The sequence below is a fragment of the Silanimonas algicola genome (assembly GCF_054777375.1).
The window spans coordinates 592,185-616,530 of sequence record NZ_BAAHAS010000003.1; the positions used below are offsets into that span (position 1 = coordinate 592,185).

Consider the following 24,346-nt stretch of genomic DNA (forward strand, 5'->3'; position numbering starts at 1 on the left):
GAGGGGCGTCGCATGCAGCGAGCATTCAGCGTCCGCGCGACGGCATCGCCGGTTTACGGGTTTCTTAGCCTGCGACTAACCCTTGCCTAACCTTGGCCTAAGGCTGGCTTAAGTCGGCGCGGCAACGATGCCCCCATGCCGATGACCGCCTTCCCCTTGCCCGCCCGCACCCACGCCGCGCTCGACGCGGCCACCGATCCGGACTGGGTGCCGACCCTGCTCGGCCCCGACGACGAGCGAGGGACCGCCGAGGCCTTTGTCGCTCGCGTCTACCGCGATCAGTTCGACGCCCGACTCGCCGAATTCATGCCCTGGCTGCTGGTCTTCCACGATCGGCAAGGCATGCTGCGCGCCGTCGTCGGTCTGCGCCCCGCGAAGGGCCAGCCGCTGTTCGTCGAGCAATATCTCGACCAGCCGGCAGAGCAGGCCGTCGCCACGGCGCTCGGTCGCTGCATCGATCGCGATGCGATGGTGGAAGTCGGCGGCCTTGCCGCCTTGCGGCCCGGTGATGCACGTCGCCTGATCCTTTGCCTGACGCGTGGCCTGCACCGGGCCGGCTTGCGCTGGGTGCTGTTCGCCGCGACGCGCCAGCTGCGCAATGCCTTCGACCGCCTCGGGCTGGCCACCGTCGCCCTCGCGCCCGCGCTGGCCTCGCGGCTGCGTCCCGGCGCGACCGACTGGGGTCGCTATTACGACACGTCGCCGACGCTCGTCTCCGGCGACATCGCCGCGGGCATGGCGTTCCTTGAAGCACGCGAGGCCGCGATGCCGATGCGCGGGGTCGGCACGTGAGCGCCGTCCTCCAGTCGCTGGCCGATCGCGTACCCCGCGACGTGCTGGTGCACGACGGCGAGCAGGCGCTCACGGCCTCCGCGTTGCGCGACGCGGTGTCGCGCTGCCGCCACCAGCTCGAGACGCTGCCGCCCGGCGCGATCGCGAGCCGCCTCGACAACGGTCTGGCCGCCGTCGTGCTCGATCTCGCCCTCGCGGCGAGCGCGCGCCCGCACATCGCCCTGCCGCCGTTCTTCACCGACGCGCAGGCAGCGCACGCGTCGCAGTCGGCGGTGGCGATCGCCCTGCCTGCCGCGTCGGAATCGCCGCTGGACTGTCTGCAGTGGCGCAAGTTGGAGTCCTCGCCACGCGCCTTGCCGGCGGGCACCGCGATCGTCACGTATACCTCCGGCAGTACCGGCGCCCCGAAGGGCGTCTGCCTCGACCGCGCGCTGCCGGAGCGTGTCGCCGCCTCGCTGGTGCAGGCGATGGCCCCCTTGGGCGTGCGCCGCCATCTGTGCCTGCTGCCCTTGGGCGTGCTGCTGGAAACGGTCGGCGGCCTGTATGCGCCGCTGCTGGCGGGCGGCGAAGTGCATCTGCCCTCGCTGGCCACGGTGGGCCATCGCGGCAGCGCAGGCCTGGACATCCATGCCCTGCTGGCGACGCTGCACCGCCATGCCCCGGAGTCGATCATCCTCGTGCCGCAACTGCTGCAGGGGCTGGTACAGGCGGCCGAGGCCGGTGCGGCCTTGCCGCGTTCGCTGCGGATGATCGCCGTCGGCGGCGCCCGCGTGCCGCTCAGCCTGCTCGGCCGCGCCGCGGCCCTCGGCTTGCCCGTCTTCGAGGGTTATGGCCTGAGCGAATGCGCCTCGGTCGTGGCCCTGAACCGCCCGGGGGCGCAGCGCGCCGGCAGTGTCGGTCGTGCCTTGCCGCATGCGCAGCTTCGCGTCGACGGCGAGGGCGAGGTGTGGGTCGACGGCCCCGCCTTCCTTGGCTACACCGGCGAGCCCCCGCGTGCTCACGGTCCGCATGCGACGGGCGATCTCGGCGAGTTCGACGGCGAAGGCTTCCTGCACCTCCGCGGCCGCCGCAAGGCGATGTACATCACGGCCTGGGGCCGCAACGTCAGCCCCGAGTGGCTGGAGAGCGAGCTCGTCCAGCACCCGCTGATCGCGCAGGCCTTCGTCTGGGGCGAGGGCCGCGTGCAAGGCGCTGCCGTTCTCGTGCCGCGCCGCGCCGACGCCTCGCCTGCGGCGATCGAGCGCGCGGTGGCCGAGGTCAACGCCGGCCTGCCCGACTACGCCCGCGTGGCCGCCGTGCTGCCCGCGGACGAGCCCTTCACCGTCGCCAACGGCCTGCTCACCGGCAACGGCCGACCGCGGCGCGAGGCGCTGTGGCAGCGCTACGGCGCTGCCCTGGTCGCCGCGCCGGACCCGCAGGCGCGGACGGCCCATGCCCATCCTTCCCACGAGAGCGTCCATCCATGAAGACCTTCAGCCCGCTGCCCGAGATCGGCCGCTTCCATGCCCGACTGATCGCGGAGACCGCCGAAGCGCGCGCCGCCTTCCAGACCTTGCCGATCCTCGGCGAGGCGGTGCAGGGCCGCGTCTCCCGCGAGGACTACATCGCCTTCCTCATCCAGGCCTACCACCACGTCCGCCACACCACGCCGCTGCTGATGGCCTGCGGCAGCCGGCTGCCGGCGCGGCTGGAATGGCTGCGCGAGGCCATCGCCGAGTACATCGAGGAGGAGGTCGGCCACCAGGAATGGATCCTCGATGATCTCGAGACGCTGGGCGTGTCGCGCGCCGCCGTGCTCGAGGCCGGCCCCTCGCCTGCGACCGAGCTGATGGTCGCCTACGCCTACGACACCATCCATCGCGGCAACCCGGTCGGCTTTTTCGGCATGGTGCTGGTGCTCGAAGGCACCAGCGTCGCGCTGGCGACACGCGCGGCGGATGTCATCGAGACCACGCTCGGGCTGCCGAAGAAAGCGTTCCGCTACCTGCGCTCGCACGGCAGCCTCGATGTCGAGCACACCGGCTTCTACGAAGGCCTGATGGACCGCCTGCACGAACCGTCCGACCAGGCGGCCGTGATGCACGCGGCGCGGATGTTCTACGGCCTGTATGGCGCGGTGTTCCAGGGCCTGCGCAACGCGCCCTCGCTGGCGGTGGCCGCGTGAGCGGCGTCGCGGGTCGCGGCGTCCTGCTCACGGGCGCCAGCGGCGGCATCGGGCAAGCCCTGGCGCTGCGCCTCGCCGAGGCCGGCGCGACCGTGCATGCCGTCGGACGCCGTGCCGATGCGCTCCAAGCGCTGGCGGCAAGTGCGCGCCCGGGCGCGATCCGTCCCGTGGTGGCCGACCTGGCCACGACGGACGGCATCGACGCGGTCCGCCGCGCGGTGGTCGCGGCGCCGATCCCGGTGTCACTGCTCATCCTCGGGGCGGCGGATTCGCGTTTCGGGCTGTTCGAACACAGCAGCGTCGTCGATTTGCAAGCCCAGGTCGCCACGAATCTCGTGGCACCGATGCTGCTGGTACGCGCCCTGCTGCCGTCCCTGGCGCGTCGTCCGGAGGCCAGTGTGGTCGGCATCGGCTCGACCTTCGGCAGCCTCGGCTACCCCGGCTTCGCCGCCTACAGCGCCAGCAAGTTCGGCCTGCGCGGGTTCCTCGAAGCGCTTGCCCGCGAGCACGCCGACACCGCGCTCCGCGTGCAGTACCTCTCCCCGCGCGCCACCCGCACGGCGTTGAACAGCCCGGCGGTCGACGCCATGAACGCCGAGCTCGGCGTGGCCGTCGACGATGCCGATCGGGTCGCCGCCGCGCTGCTCGACGCGATCGAGGCCGGCACGCGCCGCCGGCAGCTTGGCTGGCCCGAGCGCCTGTTCGCCCGGCTCAACGGCTTCGTTCCCGAGCTCGTCGATCGCGCGCTCGCCAAGCAGCTTCCCACCGTGCGGCGCTTCGCCCGCGCCGCCGCCCCCGTCGTTTCCGAAACCGCCCTGGAGTCCCGCCCATGAATGCCTTCCGTCATCCCCTTGCCGTGGCGATCATTGCCGGCCTGCTTGTCGCGACGTCCGCCCGCGCTGCCGACGCGCCCGCCGTGGCGTCCACGGTCGCCGTGAGCGAGGCTTCTTCGACCGTCGCCGGGTTGCAGGCCCGCTGGGCCGAGATCAAGTACGGCATGGAGGCGAACGCCCGGGCCGCGGCGTTCGAGTCGCTGGCGAAGGAAGCCGATGCCGTCGTCGCCGCGCACCCCCGCGATGCCGCCGCGCTGACCTGGCGGGGGATCATCGAAGCCTCGTGGGCCGGCGCGAAGGGCGGCCTTGGGGCGCTGTCGCTGGTGAAGAAGGCCAAGGCCGATTTCGAAGCCGCGCTCGCCATCGACGACGCCGTCCTCGACGGTTCGGCACACACCAGCCTCGGCAGCCTGTACTACCAGGTGCCCGGTTGGCCGGTCGGCTTCGGTAACGAGGAGGCCGCGCGCGAGCACCTGCAGGCGGGTTTGCGGATGAACCCCGCGGGCATCGACAGTAACTACTTCTGGGCCGACTTCCTGCGCGACCAGGGCGACGAAGCCGGCGCCGTGGCGGCGTTCCGCAAGGCCCTTGCCGCACCGCCGCGCCCCGGCCGTGAATCGGCCGACGCCGGCCGTCGCGGCGAGATCGAAGCTGCGCTGGCCGCGTTGGATGGCTGACGCCTAGACTCCTGCCATGCGAATCCTGCTCGTGGAAGACGACGCCTCGCTCGGCGAGGGCCTTCAGACGGCCCTGCGCCGGGCGGCCATCGCGGTGGACTGGGTTCAGGACGGCGTCGCCGCGCTGGCGGCCATCCGTGACGGTGGCTTTGATGCGGTGGTGCTCGATCTCGGCCTGCCACGGATGGACGGCGTGCAGGTGATCCGCACCGCGCGGCAGGAGGGGCGCCGCGTGCCGATCCTCGTGCTGACCGCCCGCGACCGCGTCGGTGACCGCATCGAGGCACTCGATCTCGGCGCCGACGATTTCCTTGGCAAGCCCTTCGATCCGAACGAACTGCTTGCCCGCCTGCGGGCGCTGCATCGCCGCGCGCAGGGGCAGGCCCAGTCCACGCTGTCGCACGGCGCGCTGCGCCTCGACCCGGCGACGCTCAGCGTGCACTGGCAGGGGCGTATCGTCGACTTGCCGCGGCGCGAGTTCGCCCTGCTCCGTGCGTTGATGGAACAGCCCGGCCGCATCCTGACGCGCGATGCGCTGCAGCAGGCCATCTACGGCTGGGACGAGGACGTGGCCAGCAACTCGCTCGAAGTGCACGTGCACCACCTGCGCAAGCGGCTCGACGCCGACCTGATCCGCACCGTGCGCGGCGTGGGCTACACCCTCTCGGTGCCAGCATGAGGTCGGCGCGGCTGATGCTGCTTGCGGCGCTGGTCATCGTGGTCTGCAGCGTGTCGGCCGTGGCGGCGTTCTTCAGCTACCGCGAGGGCCGCACCGAGGCGGCGGAACTGTTCGACGCCAAGCTCGCGCACTCGGCCCGGGTGCTGTCCGCCCTCGTCGCACCGCATGTCGCCGACCTCCCGCAGGCCGACGGCGCGCCGTCGCTGATCGAGGTGTGGCACGGCGACGCCGAAGGCCGGGGCGATGCCCTCGTGAGTGCCGACGGCCACGCCTACGAGACCAAGCTCGCCTTCCAGGTGCGCGATGCCGGAGGCCGCCTCCTGCTGCGTTCCGAAAGTGGGCCCGCGACGCCGCTGTCCGAACTGCACGCAGGATTCGCCGACGTCGAGCTCGAGGGCCAGCCGTGGCGCGTGTTCACCCTGCGCAGCCGCGAGGGCCTGTGGGTGCAGGCGGGAGAGGAGGGCGAGATCCGCGAGGAACTGGCCACCGGCATCGCCCGCGGCACGCTGCTGCCCCTGATGTTCGGACTGCCTGTCCTCGTTCTGCTGCTCTGGGTCGTGTTGGATTTCGCGGCGCGCGGCCTCGCCCGTATCGTCGATGGCGTCGAGCGCCGCGCCGGCCACGACCTCACGCCCATGGACCCGTCTTCGGTGCCCTCGGAGCTTGGCGGCTTGGTGCGCGCGATCAACGGTTTGTTCGGCCGCATGCGGACGGCGTTGGAGCGTGAGCGCCGTTTCACCGCGGATGCGGCGCATGAACTCCGGACGCCACTCGCCGCGCTGCGGGTCCATGTCGCGAACTGCCATGCCGAAGAAGACCCCGCGGCCCGCGACCGGCTGGCCGCGCGCGTCGATCGCGCGCTGGTCCGGATGGAGCGCGTGATCGCGCAGATGCTCGACCTGGCGCGACAGGACGCCGTCGCGCCCGTCGCCGCCATGCACGCTGATGGCGCGATCGACCTCGCGGCCCTGGTACGGCGCGAGGCCGCGGAGTTGGGAGTGGCTGGCCTCGGCCGGGGGCTCCAGCTCGAGGTGATCGGCGACGAGCACGCGGCCGTGGCCGGCGACGAGGTCGCGCTGGGCGTCATGGTCCGCAATCTGCTCGACAACGCCTTCCGCTATACGCCCGATGGGGGGCGGATCCGAATCGAGGTCCGCGGTGGGCGCGGTGGAGCCCAACTCCGCATCGACGATTCCGGTCCGGGCTTGCCCGTGGAAGCACGCGAGCGCGTGTTCGACCGCTTCCACCGCGAGCTCGGAGGCACGGCCACGGGCAGCGGCCTCGGCCTGTCCATCGTCCGCGCGGTACTCGCCAGCCATGGCGGCACGATCCGGCTGCGTGATTCCGACCTTGGAGGCCTCGGCGTCGACGTGCACCTCTCCGTGCCCACCCCTGAGCCCTTGCGCTAGGGCGACGCCCCGCGGTCCTCCGCCCGCGCCACCTTGCTGGCCACGGTGAGGTCGGCACTCACGTTGCCGACCGTGGCGAACACATCGGGGATCAGATCGACGGCGAGCAGCAGGCCGAGCGGCTCGACCGGCAAGCCGGCGGCCTGCACGACCGGCAGGTTGGTGCCCATGAAGCTCGCCTGTCCGGGCAGGCCCACCGAGCCCAGGCTGATCACCACGGCGAGCGCGATGCCGGTCGCGATCGTCGTCGCATCGAGCTCGACGCCGTAGGCCCACGCGATGAAGCTCATCACGCCGAGGTACTGCGCCGGGCTGGTGATGCGGAACAGCGAGACCGCCAGCGGCAGCACGAGCGCGCCGACCTGCGCCGGGTAGCCGAAGCGCTCGTTCGACGCCTGCAGCATGGCCGGCAGGCTGGCCAGCGAGCTCTGCGTGCTGGCGGCGACCACCTGCGCCGGCAGGATGGCGCTGGCGAAGCGCCGCAGGGGCTCACCGCCGGCGAGCGGCGCGATGACGTAGAGCGAGGCGGTGATCGCGAGATACGTCGCGATGAGCACCGCCACGTGCACGCCGAGCGCGCCCAGTACGCTGCCGCCGGCCTGAACCGTCACCGGCAGGATCAGTGCGAACACGCCGATCGGCCCGACCTTCAGCACCCAGTGGACGATGACCGTCATCGCGTCGGCCACGCCTTGCGCCAGCGCCAGGACCGGTGCCCGGCGTTCCGCCGGGAGGCGCGTCAGCGCAAAGGCGAACAGCAGGGTGAACACCACCAGCGGCACGATGGCGCCTTGGGCCGCGGCGGCGATGGCATTCGTCGGTACCAGCGCCGCGATGCTGGCGGCCACGCTGCCCTCCGGCGCGGCCACGCTGCCGGTGGCGGCGTGCAGGGCCTCGGTGAGCGCGTCGCTCCGCGGCGCGAACGACAGCAGGAAAGGTGCGAAGAGCGCGGCGAATACCGCCGAGGCGGTGGCGAGGCCGAGGATCCACGCCAGTGTGCGCCGCGCGATGCGCCCCGACGCGGCCGCATCGCTCGCCTGCGCCACGCCGACGACGAGCAGGCCCATCACCAGGGGGACGATGGTCATCTGCAGGGCGTTGAGCCACAGGCGTCCGACGGGCTGCGCGATCGCCGCCGCGTGCCGGGCCGCGGCCGGCGCGATGGCGTCGAGCAGCAGGCCAAGGACGGCCCCCAGCAGCAGGCCGAGGAAGACCCTGGCCGCGCTGCTCACTCGTGCGCGTCCCGGCCGGGCGGCGTGCCGCCGGCGGGGCCCGCGTTGGGGTTGCTGCCGCCGGGGGCGGGCAGGTCCCAGGGCGCCTGCAGGCGTGCATAGGCCTGCACCGGCAGCAGCACGAAACGCGGTGTCGCTGCCGGGTCGAGCCATTCCAGCAGGGAGGCCATCGCGGCCTCGCCCATCGCGGTGCAGCCGGCGGTCGGCACGTCCGGCCCTTCCCACAGGTGGGCGAAGATGCAGCTGCCCGCGCGGCCCACGCCGGCGGCGTTGTGTTCGATGACGAAGCCGAGGCGATAGCGCTGGTCGCCGTCCTTGTGCAGATCGCGGCGCATCGGTTCGGTGCTGCCTTCGATCGCCTTCGCGCCGACCTCGCGGCGGTCGACGATCCGGTTGTAGAGCGGGGAGCCGGGCACGTCGATGCACCAGTGTTCGCGCTGCATCGGCGCGTAAGCGAGCCGGGTGGTCGCCGCAGCGCCGTAGCCGAAGGCGCTGCCGATGGCGAACACCCCTGCGGGCGCGCGGCCGTCGCCTTCCGCCTTTTGCGGGCCCTCGTCCTGCGGTGCGTGCACGCCGAGGCCCCACGCGCTTCCGTTGCGGCCGACGGTGACGGCGACGCTCGGTCCCACCGGTCGCCAGGCGCCGCCGGCCTCGCGTTCGAAGCGCGCGAGGCGGCCCTGCGGGGCGTCCCAGTTCGGCGTGAGCACGACCACGAGCTGGCGCGTCGAAGGGTTCGGCCAAGGCCCATGGTCGAGCGCGCGCGGGGCAGGGGCCTGGGCCGGGTCCGGCGTCGCGCGCAGCGGACGGCGATCACCGAGGTTGCCGCAGCCGGCGAGCAGGGCGAGGACGCCCAGGGCGACGACCGACGTTGATGCGCGCCAAGGGAGGCAGGGGTTGGGCATGTCAGGGATCCAGGAATTCAAGGCTGGCGACGGTGCGGATGCCGAGGCCCGGCGTATCGCCGACGGTGATGCGCGGACCTTCGAAACACACGTTGCCGTCCACGGGGTCGAAACGGGCGAGGCCGGGGCTGTCGAGGTCGACAAGGCGCACGAGGTCGGCGTTGGCGACGGCGAAATGCGCTGCCGCCGCGGCGCCGATCGGGCTTTCCAGCATGCAGCCCACCATGCACGGCAGGCCGGCCTCGCGCGCCACCGAGGCTACGCGCGCGGCACCGGCGAGGCCGCCGCTCTTCATCAGCTTGATATTGATGAGGTCGCACGCCCCGGCGGCGATCGCGCGCTGCGCGTCGCGGGCGTCGAACACCGCTTCGTCGGCCAACAGGCGGGTGGCGATGGCCGCACGAAGGGCGGCCATGCCCTCGAGGTCGTCGGCCGGCACCGGTTGCTCCAGCAGTTCGAAGGCGAGGCCCCGTGATTCCAGCGATTGCATCACCGCGACGGCGTGCTGCGGTGTCCAGCCCTGGTTGGCGTCGAGGCGGAGTCGCGCTCGCCCCGCGACCTCGGCGTGCAGGGCGACCAGGGTGCCGATGTCGGATTCGGGATGCTTGCCGACCTTGATCTTCAGGGCGCGGTAGCCGGCGTCGAGTGCGTCCCGTGTGTCCGCCAGCATCGTGGCCAACGGGTTCGCACTGATGGTGACGTCGGTCGACAGCCTCGCCACGCCTTCGAGCCGGCTGCCGAGGAAGCGGTGCAGGGGCAGGCCTGCGGCCTGCGCGCCGAGGTCATGCAAGGCGATGTCGATGGCGGCTTTCGCACTGGGGTTGCCCGCCATGGCGCGATGCAGGCGCGCGAGCAAGGTCGGAAGTGCGGTGATCTCGCCGTCGCGCAGCACGGGCAGGAGGTGCTGGCGCCATGCGGCCTCGATGGACGCGTGCGTCTCGCCGGTGATCAGGGCGGTGGCCGCGGCGCTGCCATGCCCGACGTGGCCGGTATCGGTGTCGAGCAAAAGCACCCGGTCGTCGAGCCGGTCGACCTCGCGAAGCGCGGTACGGAACGGCACCTTCAATGGCACGCACAGCCGCGCGATGCGCCAGCCGGTGATCCTCATCGTGCGTCCCTGCCCGTGGTGTCCGCAGGAAGCACGCGTACCAGCGTGGTGGCCGCATCGAGGTAATCGGTGCTGGCGTCGATGTGCAGCGGCAGCAGCGGGGTCAGCACCACCCCGTTGGCCCGCCACTCGACAAGCGCGCCCTCGGCATCGCGCACGCGCAGCCGGTGCACGTCGTGGATGACCCATGGGCCCTGCGCGTCGTGGCCGACCACCATCACCACGTGCCCCGGCAGGTAGAGCAGGTCGCCCGGCGCCGAGGCGCCAACGGCGGCGAGGCGGGCGGCGCGGTCGAGGCCGGCGAGCGACTGGCGCGCGAGCGCGGGGCTGCGCGCCTGGTCACCGGTGTTGCGCGGCAGGACGAGGCCCAGGCTCCGATACACCTCGCTGACGAAGCCCGAGCAGTCGCGCGCGCCGTTCGCATGGCCCCAGCCGTAGCGCTCGCCGAGGAAGCGGAAGGCCTGCCGCAGCACGTTCGCCCGCGAGGCCGGCAGCGGGCCGTCGTGGCTGGCTTCACCGCGGGGCAGCAAGGCCGCCGTCAACGCCAGCGCGCCGTCCGCGTCGCGGAGGGGCACCTCGACGACGTGGGCGCCCAAGGCACCTTGGCCGTTCACCAGGAGCGATGGCGATGCCCCCCGCCGTTCGGGCAGGGCCACGCCCATGTCGAGTTCAAGACCGGAAACCGCGGGGGCTTCGGGCGTCGCTGCCAATCGAGCCACGGGCTCGAGCACCACGCGCCCAGCCCGCGCGGCGAAGTCGAGGGCGGTGTCCCGGTCGGTGTGGGCGAGGGCGTCGTCCTCGATCCACGCGGCATACGTCGGGCCGACCACGAAGCGCCAGCGCCCGTCGGCGCTTGTATGCAGCACGGCCACCGGGGTGCCGGGGAAGAACGCCGACTCCTGGAAGCGGTCGAGGTCGCTCTCGCCCGGCGCACGGAACACGCGCTCGTGCGTTGGGAACGTCCGCAACGCCGCGCGGCGCGTCACCAGGGCCCATCCGACCGGGCGTTCGCCGGCGTCCGCCTCGAGAGCCCGGAGCCCCAGTGCGTCCGACCAGCGTTGGTGGTCCGTCGCGCCGAGAAGGCGGCCGTCCTCGCCGTAGCGCGGCGCGGTCGGCCCGGTCGACAGCGCCACCACGCGCGAGCGGATGGCGTCGGTGGAGAGTGTCGCGGGCAATGCGTCGAGGCGCGTCACCGCGGGGTCCGCGTCGAACAGCCGGGCGTTGTGGGCGGCAACGGCCGTGGCGTCCATCGTCACTCGTTCGGCGCCGGGCCAGCGCGCGATCCAGTAGGCGGCGCCGAAGGCCGCCTCCGGGGGGTGCAGTCCTTCCGCCCCCGGGGCGTCGGCCATGACGCCCGCTGCGGTGTCGCCCGACGTCGGCGCTCGGTGCGCGTCGACGTCGGCCGTTGCGAAAGCGGCAACCAGCAGCAGGGCGACGCCGGTGCCGCGAACGCCGACCGTCGCCAAGGCGGTCCCGGCCAAACGGGCCAGCGCGGGGACGAAGCGGGCCAGCGGGAGCAAAGCGGTCCGGAGGGCCGCGGGGGAGTCCGTCATCCGCCGATCATGCGGAGCCGCCCTCCCCGGGACAAGCCGCGGTGGCGTGGGCATCGAAGGCGCGGCGTTCACGCGGGCTTCGTCACCTTCGCGTTTTCGTCATCCCGGCCCCGGTCTCCCTTGTCCACCGCGTATTCCCGCATCGAGCGCATCGCCCGAGCCATCCCCGACCCGGTGCTGCTGTTCATCGGGTTCTACGCGCTGGCGCTCGCGGCGGCGGCCCTGCTCGGCGGCACCACGTTCTCCACCCTCGGTCCGAATGGCCCGGTCGAACAGGCCATCAAGCCGATGCTCGCCAGCGAGCACGTGCGCTGGATCTTCGACAACGCCCTTCTGGCGAACTGGCTCGGCTTCGGCAACGGCGTGCTGGGCGTCATCCTGATCGTGACGCTGGCCATCGGCGTGGCCGAGCATGCCGGCCTGCTGGGCGCGCTGATCAAGAAGGCCGGCCGCCAGGTCCCGATGCGCTGGATGCCGCTGTTGCTGGTCTTCCTCGGCATCATGAGCTCGCTGGCCACCGATGCCGGCTACCTCGTGCTGATCCCGCTGGCCGGCCTGCTCTACGCCGCGCTGGGGCAGAACCCGCTGATCGGCATGGCCGCGGCTTTCGCCGGTGTGTCGGCGGGCTTCAGCGCCAACCTGATCCCGGCGACGCCGCCGGACGTGATCGTGGGCCTCAACGCCAAGACCTTCGCCGAGGCCCAGGGCGTGCCCTTTGCCGCCGCCGACGGCACGCCGTTGAACGCGGCGACGATGAACTACTTCTTCATGGTGGCCTCGACGGTCCTGCTGGCGATCGTCGGTGCCTTCGTCACGACACGCTTCGTTGCGCCGAAGCTCAGCTTGCAGCCATGGACGAAGCCTGTCGACCTCGACCTCGGCGAGTTCACCTTGACGGAGGCGGAGCGCCGCGGGCTGCGCGCGGCGGCCTGGGCCACGCCGCTCGCCTTGGCCGGGATCGCCGGCTTCGCTTACGGCCCGCTGGCCTCGTTCACCGGGCCGGACGGTCGCGAGGTGCATCCCTTCCTGAACAACGTGATCCTGCTGATCTCGTTCTACTTCGTCGCCGTCGGCATGGCCTTCGGTTTCGCGAGCGGGAAGTTCGGCAAGCTCGCCGACGTCGTCGAAGCGATGACGAAGCAGGCCAACACCACCGGTTACATCTTGGTGCTCACCTTCTTCTCGTACAACTTCCTCGGCCTGCTGACCTACAGCGGCCTGGGCGCGTACATCACCTATCTCGGCGCCCAAGGACTGCTCGGCCTGGGCCTCGCCGACAACCCGGTGCTGCTGCTGATCGGCTTCATCCTCACGACCACGCTGATCAACCTGTTCGTCGGTGGCCTGACCTCGAAGTGGTTGCTGCTCGGCCCGATCTTCGTACCGATGCTCTACCAGGTGAACCCGCAGATGACGCCGGACCTCGTGGCCGCGGCCTACCGCTTGGCCGACTCCTCGACCAACATCGTGACGCCGATGATGGCGTATGCCGGCATCATCCTCGCCTTCATGCGGCGCTATCGCCCCGACCTCACCATCGGCGACATGATGCTGATGATGGTGCCGTACTCGGCCTGCTTCCTCGTGAGTTGGACCGCCCTGCTGCTCGCGTTCTTCCTGTTCGGGATCCCGCTGGGGTTCTGAGCCCCGCCGCCCTTCCCGTTCCTTCGTTCCCACCTCGTTCCTGATGGAGTCCCGATGATCCGTTCCGTCCTCGCCCTGGCGCTGCTGGTGGCCACCGCGCCGATTGCCGCGCAGACCGCTGTCGCCGCGTCGCCGTCCGGCAAGCAGCCGTTCACCGTCGAGCGCAGCTGGCAGATCCAGCGTCTCGGCAATCCGGTCGTCTCGCCGGACGGCTCGCGCATCGTCGCGCCGGTGACGCGTTTCGACATGAAGGAGGACAAGGCCTACACCGACCTGTGGATCTGGAACGCCGACGGCAGCGGCGAGCGCGCCTTCACCACGCACGTGGGCAATGAAGGGTCGCCGGCCTTCAGCCCGGACGGCCGCTTCATCGCCTTCACCGCGCAGCGCGAGGACGACAAGGCGCCGCAGCTCTACGTGATGCCGGTCGACGGTGGCGAAGCGCGTCGCCTGACCACGCTGGCCACCGGGGTGCAGAGCCCGAAGTGGTTCGCCGACGGCCGTCGCCTCGCCTTCGTCTCGCGTGTGTTCGCCGACCTGCCGCTGGCCGAGCAGGGCAAGCGGCTCGAAGAGCGCGCCGCCAGCAAGATGACCGGCATGGTCTGGGACGGTGGTCCGGTGACCGCGTGGGACCGCTACATGGACGAGCGCCAGTTCCATGTGTTCGCCGTCGATGTCGGCGGCGGCGTGCCGCAGGGGCTGACGCTGGGCACGGGCCTCGAGCTGCCGCGCGCGGCGGTGCAGGGCACCGACGGCCTGTTCGCGCTCTCGCCGGATGGCGCCGAGCTCGCCTTCGTCGCCGACTCGAACCCGGCCCGCGAGGACGCCAACAACGACGTCTTCACCGTGGCCATCCCGGCGTCCGGCGCCGTCACCGCCAAGCCGGTGAACCTGACGCCGCAGAACCCGGCCAACGACGGCTCCCCGCTGTACAGCCCGGACGGCCGCACGCTCAGCTTCATCCAGCAGCGCATCGAGGGTTTCTACGCCGACAAGGGCCGCCTGATGCTGCGCGACCGCCGGAGCGGTGACACCCGCGAGCTGTACGCCGACTGGGACCGCACCGTCTCCGAGTACCTGTGGGCACCGGACAGCCGTCGCCTCTTTGGCGCGGTGGACGACGCCGGCACCGTGCGCGCCTACGAGTTCCCGCTCTCCGGATCGCCGCGCGCGATCACCGGCCCGGCCTCGTTCAACGGCCTCGCGCTGGCGAAGAACGGCCTGATGGTCGGCCTGCGCCAGACCTTCATCGAGCCGCCTACGCTCGTCCGCATCGATCCGCGCAGCGGCCGCGCCACCAAGCTCTCGACGATCAACGACGAGCTGTTGGCCAACACCGATTTCGGCACCTACGAGTCGGTGACCTACAAGGGCGCCAACGGCGCCGACATCCAGATGTGGGTGAACTACCCGCCGGGCTTCGACAAGACGAAGAAGTACCCGTTCTTCATGCTGATCCACGGCGGCCCGCACAACGGCATCACCGACGGCATGAGCTTCCGCTGGAACGCGCAGGTGTTCGGCAGCTGGGGCTACGTCACCGCGTGGCCGAACTTCCACGGCAGCTCGGGCTTCGGCCAGGCCTTCACCGATTCGATCAACCCGGAGTGGGCCGAGAAGCCCTACCAGGACGTGATCAAGGCAGCCGAATGGTTCGCGGCGCAGCCCTGGATCGACAAGGACCGCATGGTCGCGGGCGGCGGCAGCTACGGCGGCTACCTGACCAGCATCATCCTCGGTCGCGAGCATCCGTTCCGCGCCCTGGTCGCCCACGCGAAGGTCTACAACCTCTACACCCAGTACGCGGCGGACTTCTCCACCGAGATGCCGCGCTTCGGCGGGTTCTGGGAGGAGGGCAACGACGAGGTGATCCGCCGCAATTCACCGCACTTCGGCGCGGCGAACTTCGATACGCCGACGCTGGTGATCCACGGCCAGACCGACCTTCGCGTGCCGGTGAACCACGGCCTCGAGCTCTACCAGACCCTGCTGATGAGGGGCGTGCCGAGCCGCTTCGTGTACTTCCCGAACGAGAATCACTGGGTCCTCAAGCCGCAGAACTCGGTGTTCTGGTACCAGCAGGTGCAGCGCTGGTTCGAAGAACACAACGCGCCGAAGGCTGACTGATCGGCTTGCGCCAGACCTCGATGGGGCCCCGCAGCGATGCGGGGCTTTTCGTTGCTCCCCGCCTTGCGGGTGTTGGCGTCTCGCGCCATGCCGCCGGCCCGTCCCGGAGGTGGGTCTGCAGGCTGCCCGGATACGGGCGCCGCCTGGTCGTCCGGCATCGGCTTGCGTCGAGGCGGTGAAGTGCCGGACCACGGCATGGTCGGCGCGCCTCCTGCCGACGATCCCGGAGAAAGGCGTGGTGGTTCGCTCCCTTTGCGATGTGCGGGGCGCACCTGCGACGGTGTCGCCGCGCGGTGCGTTCATCGTCTCCGCATCGGCGCCATCGAATGCCATCCAGAACCTGCATCCGATCGTGAACTTGGCCGGTGGTTCGACGGCTTGCCCTGCCGAAGGTGAGCCGCCACCATGCCCAGCCCGGCACCCGGCCGTCGCCGCGACGCCGCAACGTCCCCGAAGCCAATGCATTCCATGAGCCGCGCTCTACTCACTTTCCTCGTGCTGCTGTCCGCGGGGGGCGCCCTCGCACAGCCGCTCGCCTACGTCGCGAATGGCGGCAGCAACAGTGTGTCCGTCATCGACACTTCGACCAACGCCATCGCCGGCAGCCCGATCGCAGTAGGTCCCGGCCCGACCGCCGTTGCGTTCAACGCCGACGGCAGCCGCGTGTACGTGGGGAACACCAATGGCACCACGGTGTCCGTCATCAACACCGCCACCAACACCGTGGTCGCCACGGTAGGCGTGGGCAACAACCCGAGCGCGGTGTCGGTCAGCCCGGACGGAGGCCGCGTGTATGTGGCCAACGATGGCAGCAATACCGTGTCCGTCATCAGCACCTCGACCAATACTGTCACGGCCACGGTGACGGTCGGCGCCAGCCCTCGTGGCGTCGCGGTCAGCCCGGATGGCGGCCGCGTCTATGCAGCGAACACCAATAGCAACACGGTGTCCGTCATCGACACCGCGAGTAACACGGTCATCGCCACGGTGCCGGTGGGCGCCAACCCCCTCGCTGTTGCGTTTAGCCCCGTGGGTGGCCGTGCGTATGTGGCGAACCTCGGCGGCAATAGCGTGTCCATCATCGACACCGCCACCAACGCGGTCATCGCGACGGCAGCCGTGGGCTCCGCACCTCGCGCCGTCGCGGTGGCGCCCGATGGCAGTCGCGTCTATGTCGCCAATGCGAACAGCGACAACGTGTCCGTCATCACCACGGCCACCAACACGGTCACCTCGGTGGCCCTAGGCAACAGCCCCTTCGGCCTTGCCGTAACGCCCGACGGCAGCCGCGTGTACACGGCCAACGTGAACAACAACGTGTCCGTGATCGACACCGCGGGGAATACCGTCGTGGCGACGATCCCCCTCGGGGCGGGCACTTCGCCCCGCGCGATCGCGATGGGCCCCGCGGCCGCCGCGCCCACGCCGACGGGCGTGACGATCAGCGACGCGAATCCCGTGGCCGTGCTGTACGCGCGGGAGATCGCGGCGAGCAGCATGAGCCCGGTGACGCTGACGAACACGGCGGGTTCCTTGAACCTGACCTCGGCGCTGGGCTACAGCTTCTCGCAGGGCGAGGTTCGCCATGCGCGCCTCGAGTGCCCGGGGCACGTGCGGTTCAGCGCAGGCTCCACGGTGGTCGCATCCGACACGGCGGCGACGTCTCTTGGTGCGATCAACGGTTTGGGGACGAGCGTCATCACGTTCTCGATCACGGCGAGCACCAGCGGCTTGACCGCGACGGACACGGTGACGGTAACGGGCAATCGCAGCATCACGTCGACGGCGGACGCGAGCTGCAGCTTCTCGTTGTACGACCATCCCTCGGAGGCGCAGGCCGGCGGTACGGCCGGTCGCATCATCACCCGCACGGGGGCATACCTGAGTTTCGGCCCGAGCTGGCAACTCGTGGCCGACCCGGTGTTCACCTCGACGGCGGATGTGGAGGCGAGCCCGGCGTACTCGGTGCTCGTGGCCTCGGGTGACACGACGACGACGCGCGCTGGGCTTTCTGAGCTGACGTACGGTTTGGTGACGCCGACGCCGCTGCGTCCCGACAGTGCGCCGATCACGCTGGCGGACCTCATGGCGACGGGCGCGAATGGAACGATCCTCGGGGTGGTCGGCGACTTCACGTCGGCGGCTAACGCGGACGGCAGCTTCACGGGCGCCGCTTTGAGCCGCGTGTTCCTCGCCACGGACGACACGTGCACCACGTTGGCGACGCCAGCGAGCGCGCTGACGGCTACGACGGCGACGTTCAACGTGGGTGCGACGGGGTTCACCGACGACAACCTCTGCTTGCAGACGAATGGGGTGGCCGCAATCCCGGCGGCCGACTACACGGCGCTGGTGATGCCAACAGCGGCGAGTGCGGCATATATCCATGGAAACATCTCGCAGCTTGCAGCGGGCCGCATCGTGCGCAACGGTGTGGAGCTGCAGGCACCGCTGGTAGAGCTGCCGGCGGGTTTCGTCAGCCGCATCGCATTGACGAATACCGGCAACGTGGCGCGAGCCTTCACGTGGCGCTTCGTACCTGCCGCGGTCGGCAGGACAACGCCCGCGACGACCGGGAGCGGCACGATCCCGGCGAATGGCTTGCTGGTGCTCGCACTCGCCGATGTGTTGGGCGTTCCTGGAGCGATGTCGCCGCGCGGTACGTTCATCGTCTCCGCATCGGCACCATCGAATGCCATCCAAGGCCTGTATCAGATCGTGAACGTGGCGAGCGGCTCGATCAGCAACACCCAGATGGTGCGTCCCGGTACGAACTGATCGAACGCCTTGGTGGCAAAGCGTCAACCAGAGCGAATCCCCGCTGCCATGCGGGGCGTCGTCGTTGAGCGTGCCGCCATAGGTTAGCCTTCCGATATCCGGCAGTCGGGGAAGTCTAAGGTGGACGACCAGGCAGGGATCATCCCGGCGATGCTGCGATGCTGCGATGCTGCGATGCAGCGTGCATGGCTTCGCGGCGCCAACGCAGGATCGGACCGCTTCCGACGTGGGGGAGGGAGCACGAGCCCGCAAGCGCCCTGGCCTTGCGGGTTCTTTTTTCGGCGGGGCACCATGACATCGCTTGAATCCATGCTCGACGCCCTCGTCGAGCGCCGGCTCGACGCGCTGGCCGACGCCACGCCCTTGGAATCCGCGACCCGCATCGCGCTGCGGCCCCTCGCCGTCGCCTCGGAGTTCGCTTTCGACGTGCTGCGACGGCAGCCCGGACTGCTCGCGAACCGCCACGCGATGCCCGCCTTCCCTCCGCTCGAGGCCGACGCGCCCGAGGCGGCGATGGCCGCATTGCGGCGCTGGCGCACCGCCGCGTCGAGTGTCCTCGTCGCCCGCGACGTCGATGGCCTCGATGACGTCGACGCCACCCTCGCGGGCAGCACGCGCATCGCGGAGCAGGCCTTGCAGGGAGCGTTGGCCCAAGCCGAGGCGGAGTTCGCGCCGCGTTTCGGCACGGTGCGCGACGGCGATGGCCATGCCCAGCGGCTGGTGGTGTTCGCGCTCGGCAAGCTCGGTGGCGGCGAGCTCAATTTCAGTTCCGACGTCGACCTCGTCTACGCCTATCCGCGCGGCGGCGGCAGCGATGGCGCGCGCGTGCTCGACGCCGAGCCCTACTTCGTCCGCCTCGGCCAGCGCCTGGCGCAGTTGCTGAACGAGCCGACGGTCGACGGCTTCTGCCATCGCGTCGACCTGCGGCTGCGTCCGTTCGGCGACAGCGGCCGGCTGGCGCTCAGCTTCGATGCGATGGAGGCGTACTTCCAGCGCGAGGGCCGTGACTGGGAGCGTTACGCATGGTTGAAGGCGCGCCCGGTGGCCGGCGACCTCGCGGCGGGGGAATCGATGGTCGAGGCGCTGCGGCCCTTCGTCTACCGGCGCTACCTCGACTTCACCGCGCTCGATTCGCTGCGCGAGATGAAGGCGATGATCGAAGCGGAGGTCGCGCGCAGGGACATGGCCGACGACCTGAAGCGCGGCCCCGGCGGCATCCGAGAGGTGGAGTTCCTGGTGCAGGCGATCCAGCTGATCCGCGGCGGCCGCGAGCCGGCGCTGCGCCGCCGCGGCCTGCTGCCGGCGCTCTCCGCGCTGGCCGCCGCGGGGCATCTGCCGGAAGCCACCGCACAGCGGCTGGCCGAGGCCTACCGTTTCCTGCGCCGCGTCGAGAACCGCGTGCAGATGCTGCGCGATGCGCAGGAGTACGCACTGCCGGCCGAACCCTTGGACCGGCTGCGCGTGGCGCGCGGCCTCGGGTACGCCGATGCGGCCGCGCTCGAATTGGCGCTCCGCGGGCATCGCGACGTGGTCGCCGCGGAGTTCGCCGCCGTGCTGGGCGGGCGCGATGCGCCGGCGCGATCCTCGGCGTCGGTCGACGCGCGCACGGCCGCGCTGACCGCCTATTGGGAGGCCTTGCCGGAGGGCGGGGCCGCGACGGTGCTCGCCGACGCGGGCTTCGCCGATGCCGAAGCGGCCGACGACGCGCTGCGCCGCCTTTCGGCATCGGCCCTGCGACGCGGCCTCTCGCCGCGGGCCGCCACGTGGTTCGACCGCATCGTGCCGACGCTGGCGGCACAAGCCGCGTCCAGCGATGCGCCCGATGCCAGCCTTGCGCGCGGCATCGCCTTGATCACTGCGATCGGCCGCCGCAGCAGCTACTTCGCGCTGCTCGCCGAGCAGCCCGCCGCGCTCGAACGCCTCGCCGAAGTCTGTGCGGGCAGCGCGCTGCTGGCCGAGCGCCTCACCGAACACCCGCTGCTGCTCGACGAATTGCTCGACGTGCGTGCGGCCGGGCCGCTGCCCGAGGCGGCGGCCATCGGGCCGGACATCGCCGCCCTCGTGCCGATGCACGACGATGCCGAGGCCGCGCTGATCGCCTTGAACGAGCGTCGCCACAGCCTCGCCTTCCGAATCGGGCTGGCCTGGCGCGCCGGCCGCATCGACGCCGTGCTCGCGACCCGCCGGTTGGCCACGGTCGCGGAAGCGGTGGTGGGGGCGGCGCTGGCCCTCGCCACGCGCGAAGTCGAGCGCGCGCACGGACGCATCGCCGACGGTGGCTTCGCGGTCCTCGGCTACGGCAGCATCGGGGCAGAAGAGCTGGGCTTCGCCTCCGATCTCGACCTCGTCTTCGTGCATGGCGCCGACCCGAACGCCGTGTCAGACGGCGCGCGGCCGCTCGATGCGGGCCGCTACTACCTGCGTGTCGCGCAGAAGCTCGTCGCCTTGCTCGACACCTCGACGGCGGCCGGAAAGCTCTACGAAGTGGATGTCCGGCTCCGTCCGGACGGTGCCAAGGGGCTGCTGGTCGTGAACTTCGACAGCTTCGCCGGCTACCAGCGCGAGCGCGCGTGGACCTGGGAGCACCAGGCCCTCGTCCGCATGCGGCCGCTCGCCGGCGACGTCGCGCTGCTGACCCGGCTCGACGCGCTGCGCGGCGAGATCCTCGCGCGTCCCCGGGAGCCGTCCGCGTTGGCGAAGGACATCGCCGACATGCGCGAGCGCATGCGCCGCGAACTCGACCGCAGCGACGCCGCGCACTTCGACCTGAAGCAGGGCGCGGGAGGGCTCGTCGATCTCGAGTTCGCCCTGCAGCATGCCGTGCTGCGACACGCCGGCGCCCATCCCGCCCTGCTCCAGCCGCGGCACAGCGCGGCGCTGGTGTCCACGCTCGCGAAGGTCGGGCTTGTCGACGCTGTCGCCGCGGAGGCGGTGGTCGCGGCGCATGCGGCACTCGTCGGACTGTCGCTCGGCTGCACGCTCGATCGCCGCCCGCGCCGCGTGCCGGTCGCGCTGGTTCAGGGCACGGCGTCTTCGTTGCGTGCGGCGCTGTCGGCGATGTCGCCGCCGGTGGCCGGCTGACGCGCGGCGATCCGTTCGAGAGCCCAGGGACGGAGCCGTTCGGCGATGCGGGCGCTTTCGCGCCAAGGCTCGACCGGCCACGGCGCGCTGTCCGGCCCGAGGGCCCGGGCCCGGCCGCTGTCGATGGCTTTCGCCACGAGATGACGGATGCGGCCGCGGTTGTAGCGTGGCACGGCGATCCACAGGGGTGCGCGCGTCGCGGCGGCCTCGCTGATCAGGTTGGCGGAATCGGGCGTCACGACGAGACGGTCGGCCCAGGCGATCGCGCCTGCGTAGGGGTTGGGCCCGTCGCGGTCGTCCATCCAGACGTGGGCGCGGTCGCCCATGCGGTGCTTGACCTGACGGCGCATCGCCGACGGCGTCCGCCGCGAGCCGACGACCCACAGCGTGCCCCCGTCGCGCTGATGCCAGCGCAGCAGCAGCTCGAGGATGCCGTCGAGCGCGTGTCGGTCCCAGTCGCTGTCGTCGGTCGGCCCCCCCACCAGCAGGACGGTGATCGGCCCCGCGCCCTCGCCGAGGGCCGGGTGCGCCGCACGCTCGCGTTCCAGCCAGGCGTCGTCGATCGGGTTCAGGCTGCCGTCGAGGGCCAGCACGTTGCCCCCCTGGACGCCATCGTGCGCGGGAAGGACGACGGCGTCCCAGTGCGGCGTGGGCAGGCGCGGGTGGAGGATCTGGACGACCGCGCTACCGCGCTGCCGCAACAGGCGGGTGGCGAGCGCCGCCTGGCGTCCGCAGCCCACCACCACCGGCGGTGGCGCGTCGAGCATGGCGGCGAATGCTGCCCCGAAGGCGGCGTGGCTGCCGGGCAGTACCCGCGGAGCCGCCCAACGCCAGGGAAGCCGGGGCTGCAGCACGGATTCCGCGAACGGCAGCGCCCAGGCCTCGGCGAGGGCCAGCGCCTGCCGGCGGTTGCCGGCGGCACCGTCGTGAAGCACGTGTACGGGGGCGGAGGGGGGCGCGTCCATGCGCCGCAGTGTAGCCAGCCGTGCGACGACCCCGCAGCGCGCCGCGTCGTTCCGGCGTTCACAACGACCTGTTGCAGCGGCGCGCATCGTGCCCCGGCATCGCGCCGCCATACTGCGACCCCATCGAACCGCCCCCATCCCAGGATCCCCGATGACGACCCTCGACGCCGCCGCCCTCGACCAGCTCTTCCGCAGCGCCCGCACCCACAACGCGTGGCAGGCCAAGGACGTCCCCGACGCCCTGCTGCACCAGCTCTACGACCTCGTGAAGTGGGCCCCGACCAGCGCCAACAGCTCGCCGGCGCGCTTCGTGTTCGTGAAGTCGCCGGAAGCCAAGGCCAAGCTGAAAGACGCGCTGGCCCCGGGCAACGTCGAGAAGACCATGACCGCGCCGGTGACCGTCATCGTCGGCCAGGACATGGCCTTCCACGACAAGCTGCCGCAGCTCTTCCCGCATGCCGACGCGCGCAGCTGGTTCGCCGGCAACGACGCGCTGATCGAGAGCACCGCCTTCCGCAATGCCAGCCTCCAGGGCGCCTACCTGATCATGGCCGCGCGCGCGCTGGGGCTCGACACCGGCGCGATGTCCGGCTTCGATGCCGCGAAGCTCGATGCCGCCTTCTTCGCCGGCACCACGGTCAGGTCGAATTTCCTGATCAACCTCGGCTACGGCGACACGGCCGGCCTGTTCCCCCGCTCGCCGCGCCTGTCGTTCGACGAAGCCGCCCGCATCGCCTGATCCCGCCCTTCCGCCGCGGCACCCGCCGCGGCCCGCCCACCCGGAGCACACCATGAAAAAGACCCTGTTCGCCGCCGCGCTCGCCGCCGCCTTCGCCGCCCCCGCCTTTGCCGCCGATGCGTTCACGTTCGACGCCGGCCACACCTACATCGGCTTCGAGATCGACCATCTCGGCTTCTCGCAGACGCTGGGCGAGTTCACCAAGTACGACGGCACGCTGAACCTCGACCGCGCCAACCTCGCCAACTCGTCCATCGAAGTCACCATCGACACCAACAGCATCGACACCGACCAGGCCGACTTCGACGAGCACCTGCGCTCGGCCGACTTCTTCAACGTCGCCGCGCACCCGACGATGACCTTCAAGAGCACCAAGGTCGAGGACGCCGGCAATGGCGCGCTCAAGGTGACCGGTGACTTCACGATGCTCGGCCAGACCCGCCCGGTCGTGCTCGACGTCAAGCTCAACAAGATCGCGCCGCACCCGTTCCGCCCGACGATCGAAGTCGCCGGCTTCTCGGCCACCACCACGATCGACCGCACGCAGTGGGGCCTCGACAAGTACGCTCCGGCCGTCGGCAAGGAAGTGAAGATCCGCATCGAGACCGAGTTCAACCGCGAGCTGCCGGCGCAGTAAGCGCCTCGACTCACGTGGAAGCACGACGGGCCCTCGGGCCCGTCGTCGTTTCTGCGGCACAATCCGCGCATGCCCATCGTCTTCCGTCCTGCCGCTGAGCGCGGCCGCCTCGTCGACCCCGGCCTGTCCGGCACCGCCGCCTTCAGCCACGGCAGCGCCTTCGACCGCGACTGGCTCGGCTTCCACGCGCTGCGCGTGTTGAACCGCGTCGAGCTCGCGCCCGGTGCGCGCCTGCCGGCGGCGCGGCGCGCCAACATGGAAGTGCTCACCCTCGTGCTCGCCGGCACCTACGGCGTGCAGTCGCAGGCCGGCGATTCCGGCTCCGTCGCGGCGGGCCAATGGCATCGCCTCGGCGCGGGTGCCGGCGTCGACGTCGTCGAGGCGAACCTCGACGCGGCCGCCACCCTGCGCCTGCTGCAGCTCTGGGTGCAGCCCGCGCACAGCAATGCCGCGCCGGCGCAGGCTGTGGCCACGCCGGGCGTCGGCGAATCGCGCATCGCGGCGCCGGCCGACGCCCTGCTGCCCTGGGGCGCCACCACCACGGTGCGCCGCGAATCGATCGTCCCCGGCGCGATGGCCGTCGTGCCGGCCACCCGTGGTTCGGCCTGCTGGATCGAGGTGATCGGCGGCGAGCTGGTGCATCGCGGCCAATTCCTCCGCGCCGGCGATGGGCTGGGTGTCGTCGATGAGCCGGGGTTCGCGCTGGCGTCCTCGTTCGGGGCCGACCTGCTGGTGGTCGAGCTGCCGGCCTGAAGGCGGGCGGCCGGGGCCGCGCCGGGCTAGAATGCGCACCTTCGCCGTTCGAGCCCGCGCCCATGCTCCGCACCGACGCCACCGCCCAGAAGGCCGCCAACACCGAGCGCGTCTACTCCGTGAAGCGCGCCGACCTGCCGCTTTCGTGCCCGACGCCCGAGATGAAGCTCTGGAATTCGCACCCGCGGGTCTACCTGCCCATCGAGAACGAGGGCGGCACGTCGATCTGCCCCTACTGCGGCGCGAAGTACGTCCTCGTCGACTGACGCCGGC

The 24,346-nt window shown here is 71.3% G+C and carries 20 protein-coding genes; 15 read left to right on the plus strand and 5 right to left on the minus strand.

The window, feature by feature from the left end; translation table 11 throughout:
• The first annotated feature begins 135 nt into the window (after positions 1–135).
• From ACYVAK_RS12785 to ACYVAK_RS12815, 7 genes are read left to right on the plus strand one after another with little or no spacing between them, the layout of a single operon-like run.
• Positions 136–792, plus strand: a complete 657-nt coding sequence (locus ACYVAK_RS12785; protein ID WP_461061564.1) for a thermostable hemolysin — start codon at positions 136–138, stop codon at positions 790–792.
• Complete coding sequence (locus ACYVAK_RS12790; RefSeq protein ID WP_461061566.1) at positions 789–2,258, plus strand: AMP-binding protein; 1,470 nt, start codon at positions 789–791, stop codon at positions 2,256–2,258. The genes ACYVAK_RS12785 and ACYVAK_RS12790 overlap by 4 nt, the downstream gene beginning before the upstream one ends.
• Positions 2,255–2,956 (plus strand): TenA family transcriptional regulator, encoded by a 702-nt coding sequence (locus ACYVAK_RS12795; protein WP_461061568.1) that lies wholly within the window; start codon positions 2,255–2,257, stop codon positions 2,954–2,956. The genes ACYVAK_RS12790 and ACYVAK_RS12795 overlap by 4 nt, the downstream gene beginning before the upstream one ends.
• A complete protein-coding gene (locus ACYVAK_RS12800; RefSeq protein ID WP_461061570.1) occupies positions 2,953–3,789 on the plus strand; it encodes an SDR family oxidoreductase in 837 nt (278 codons plus the stop codon). Before ACYVAK_RS12795 ends, ACYVAK_RS12800 begins: the two co-directional genes overlap by 4 nt.
• A complete protein-coding gene (locus ACYVAK_RS12805; protein ID WP_461061572.1) occupies positions 3,786–4,466 on the plus strand; it encodes a hypothetical protein in 681 nt (226 codons plus the stop codon). The genes ACYVAK_RS12800 and ACYVAK_RS12805 overlap by 4 nt, the downstream gene beginning before the upstream one ends.
• A 16-nt stretch (positions 4,467–4,482) precedes the next feature.
• Positions 4,483–5,145: a response regulator gene (locus ACYVAK_RS12810; protein ID WP_461061574.1), complete on the plus strand. Its 663-nt coding sequence runs from the start codon at positions 4,483–4,485 to the stop codon at positions 5,143–5,145.
• Positions 5,142–6,554, plus strand: a complete 1,413-nt coding sequence (locus tag ACYVAK_RS12815) for an ATP-binding protein (RefSeq protein ID WP_461061576.1) — start codon at positions 5,142–5,144, stop codon at positions 6,552–6,554. The genes ACYVAK_RS12810 and ACYVAK_RS12815 overlap by 4 nt, the downstream gene beginning before the upstream one ends.
• On the opposite strand, the gene ACYVAK_RS12820 is transcribed toward ACYVAK_RS12815, so the two are convergent.
• The 4 genes from ACYVAK_RS12820 to ACYVAK_RS12835 are packed head-to-tail and all read right to left on the minus strand — an operon-like array spanning position 6,551 to position 11,349.
• Complete coding sequence (locus tag ACYVAK_RS12820; RefSeq protein ID WP_461061578.1) at positions 6,551–7,786, minus strand: dicarboxylate/amino acid:cation symporter; 1,236 nt, start codon at positions 7,784–7,786, stop codon at positions 6,551–6,553. The two genes, ACYVAK_RS12815 and ACYVAK_RS12820, sit on opposite strands and share 4 nt — an antisense overlap.
• Positions 7,783–8,688, minus strand: a complete 906-nt coding sequence (locus ACYVAK_RS12825; protein WP_461061580.1) for a L,D-transpeptidase family protein — start codon at positions 8,686–8,688, stop codon at positions 7,783–7,785. Before ACYVAK_RS12825 ends, ACYVAK_RS12820 begins: the two co-directional genes overlap by 4 nt.
• Position 8,689: 1 nt before the next feature.
• Positions 8,690–9,796 (minus strand): dipeptide epimerase, encoded by a 1,107-nt coding sequence (locus ACYVAK_RS12830; protein WP_461061582.1) that lies wholly within the window; start codon positions 9,794–9,796, stop codon positions 8,690–8,692.
• Positions 9,793–11,349, minus strand: a complete 1,557-nt coding sequence (locus ACYVAK_RS12835) for a C40 family peptidase (protein ID WP_461061584.1) — start codon at positions 11,347–11,349, stop codon at positions 9,793–9,795. Before ACYVAK_RS12835 ends, ACYVAK_RS12830 begins: the two co-directional genes overlap by 4 nt.
• 120 nt (positions 11,350–11,469) lie before the next feature.
• Between ACYVAK_RS12835 and ACYVAK_RS12840 the strand changes: the two genes are divergently transcribed.
• The 4 genes from ACYVAK_RS12840 (at position 11,470) to glnE (ending at position 20,979) form a co-directional block, all read left to right on the plus strand.
• Entirely contained in the window at positions 11,470–12,993 is a 1,524-nt protein-coding gene (locus ACYVAK_RS12840) for an AbgT family transporter (protein WP_461061586.1), read from the plus strand.
• Positions 12,994–13,047: 54 nt separating this feature from the next.
• Positions 13,048–15,120, plus strand: a complete 2,073-nt coding sequence (locus ACYVAK_RS12845; RefSeq protein WP_461061588.1) for a dipeptidyl-peptidase 5 — start codon at positions 13,048–13,050, stop codon at positions 15,118–15,120.
• A gap of 495 nt (positions 15,121–15,615) precedes the next feature.
• The gene (locus ACYVAK_RS12850; protein ID WP_461061590.1) at positions 15,616–17,898 is read left to right on the plus strand and encodes a beta-propeller fold lactonase family protein; all 2,283 of its coding nucleotides are present in this window, start codon (positions 15,616–15,618) and stop codon (positions 17,896–17,898) included.
• A 291-nt stretch (positions 17,899–18,189) separates the two neighbouring features.
• Positions 18,190–20,979 carry a bifunctional [glutamate--ammonia ligase]-adenylyl-L-tyrosine phosphorylase/[glutamate--ammonia-ligase] adenylyltransferase gene (glnE, locus tag ACYVAK_RS12855; protein WP_461061592.1) on the plus strand — a complete coding sequence of 930 codons (2,790 nt, stop codon included), beginning with the start codon at positions 18,190–18,192 and terminating at the stop codon, positions 20,977–20,979.
• Here glnE and ACYVAK_RS12860 read toward each other — a convergent pair.
• Complete coding sequence (locus tag ACYVAK_RS12860) at positions 20,916–21,944, minus strand: mitochondrial fission ELM1 family protein (RefSeq protein WP_461061594.1); 1,029 nt, start codon at positions 21,942–21,944, stop codon at positions 20,916–20,918. The two genes, glnE and ACYVAK_RS12860, sit on opposite strands and share 64 nt — an antisense overlap.
• A 151-nt stretch (positions 21,945–22,095) precedes the next feature.
• Here ACYVAK_RS12860 and ACYVAK_RS12865 point away from each other — a divergent pair, with 151 nt between their 5' ends.
• The 4 genes from ACYVAK_RS12865 (at position 22,096) to ACYVAK_RS12880 (ending at position 24,339) form a co-directional block, all read left to right on the plus strand.
• On the plus strand, positions 22,096–22,683 hold the full coding sequence (locus ACYVAK_RS12865) for a malonic semialdehyde reductase (protein WP_461061596.1): 588 nt from the start codon (positions 22,096–22,098) through the stop codon (positions 22,681–22,683).
• Positions 22,684–22,735: 52 nt separating this feature from the next.
• Complete coding sequence (locus ACYVAK_RS12870) at positions 22,736–23,320, plus strand: YceI family protein (protein ID WP_461061598.1); 585 nt, start codon at positions 22,736–22,738, stop codon at positions 23,318–23,320.
• 69 nt (positions 23,321–23,389) lie between these two features.
• Positions 23,390–24,073, plus strand: coding sequence for a pirin family protein (locus tag ACYVAK_RS12875; protein ID WP_461061600.1), 684 nt, complete (start codon positions 23,390–23,392; stop codon positions 24,071–24,073).
• A gap of 62 nt (positions 24,074–24,135) precedes the next feature.
• The gene (locus ACYVAK_RS12880; RefSeq protein WP_461061602.1) at positions 24,136–24,339 is read left to right on the plus strand and encodes a zinc-finger domain-containing protein; all 204 of its coding nucleotides are present in this window, start codon (positions 24,136–24,138) and stop codon (positions 24,337–24,339) included.
• Positions 24,340–24,346: the final 7 nt, after the last annotated feature.

What these genes read in the sequence shown, in the direction of transcription:
- ACYVAK_RS12785 (WP_461061564.1), top strand. Translation starts at nt 136, where the DNA reads ATGCCGATGACCGCCTTCCCCTTGCCCGCCCGCACCCACGCCGCGCTC.
- ACYVAK_RS12795 (WP_461061568.1), top strand. Translation starts at nt 2,255, where the DNA reads ATGAAGACCTTCAGCCCGCTGCCCGAGATCGGCCGCTTCCATGCCCGA.
- ACYVAK_RS12805 (WP_461061572.1), top strand. Translation starts at nt 3,786, where the DNA reads ATGAATGCCTTCCGTCATCCCCTTGCCGTGGCGATCATTGCCGGCCTG.
- ACYVAK_RS12810 (WP_461061574.1), top strand. Translation starts at nt 4,483, where the DNA reads ATGCGAATCCTGCTCGTGGAAGACGACGCCTCGCTCGGCGAGGGCCTT.
- ACYVAK_RS12815 (WP_461061576.1), top strand. Translation starts at nt 5,142, where the DNA reads ATGAGGTCGGCGCGGCTGATGCTGCTTGCGGCGCTGGTCATCGTGGTC.
- ACYVAK_RS12825 (WP_461061580.1), bottom strand. Translation starts at nt 8,688, where the DNA reads ATGCCCAACCCCTGCCTCCCTTGGCGCGCATCAACGTCGGTCGTCGCC.
- ACYVAK_RS12830 (WP_461061582.1), bottom strand. Translation starts at nt 9,796, where the DNA reads ATGAGGATCACCGGCTGGCGCATCGCGCGGCTGTGCGTGCCATTGAAG.
- ACYVAK_RS12835 (WP_461061584.1), bottom strand. Translation starts at nt 11,349, where the DNA reads ATGACGGACTCCCCCGCGGCCCTCCGGACCGCTTTGCTCCCGCTGGCC.
- ACYVAK_RS12845 (WP_461061588.1), top strand. Translation starts at nt 13,048, where the DNA reads ATGATCCGTTCCGTCCTCGCCCTGGCGCTGCTGGTGGCCACCGCGCCG.
- glnE (WP_461061592.1), top strand. Translation starts at nt 18,190, where the DNA reads ATGACATCGCTTGAATCCATGCTCGACGCCCTCGTCGAGCGCCGGCTC.
- ACYVAK_RS12860 (WP_461061594.1), bottom strand. Translation starts at nt 21,944, where the DNA reads ATGGACGCGCCCCCCTCCGCCCCCGTACACGTGCTTCACGACGGTGCC.
- ACYVAK_RS12865 (WP_461061596.1), top strand. Translation starts at nt 22,096, where the DNA reads ATGACGACCCTCGACGCCGCCGCCCTCGACCAGCTCTTCCGCAGCGCC.
- ACYVAK_RS12870 (WP_461061598.1), top strand. Translation starts at nt 22,736, where the DNA reads ATGAAAAAGACCCTGTTCGCCGCCGCGCTCGCCGCCGCCTTCGCCGCC.
- ACYVAK_RS12875 (WP_461061600.1), top strand. Translation starts at nt 23,390, where the DNA reads ATGCCCATCGTCTTCCGTCCTGCCGCTGAGCGCGGCCGCCTCGTCGAC.
- ACYVAK_RS12880 (WP_461061602.1), top strand. Translation starts at nt 24,136, where the DNA reads ATGCTCCGCACCGACGCCACCGCCCAGAAGGCCGCCAACACCGAGCGC.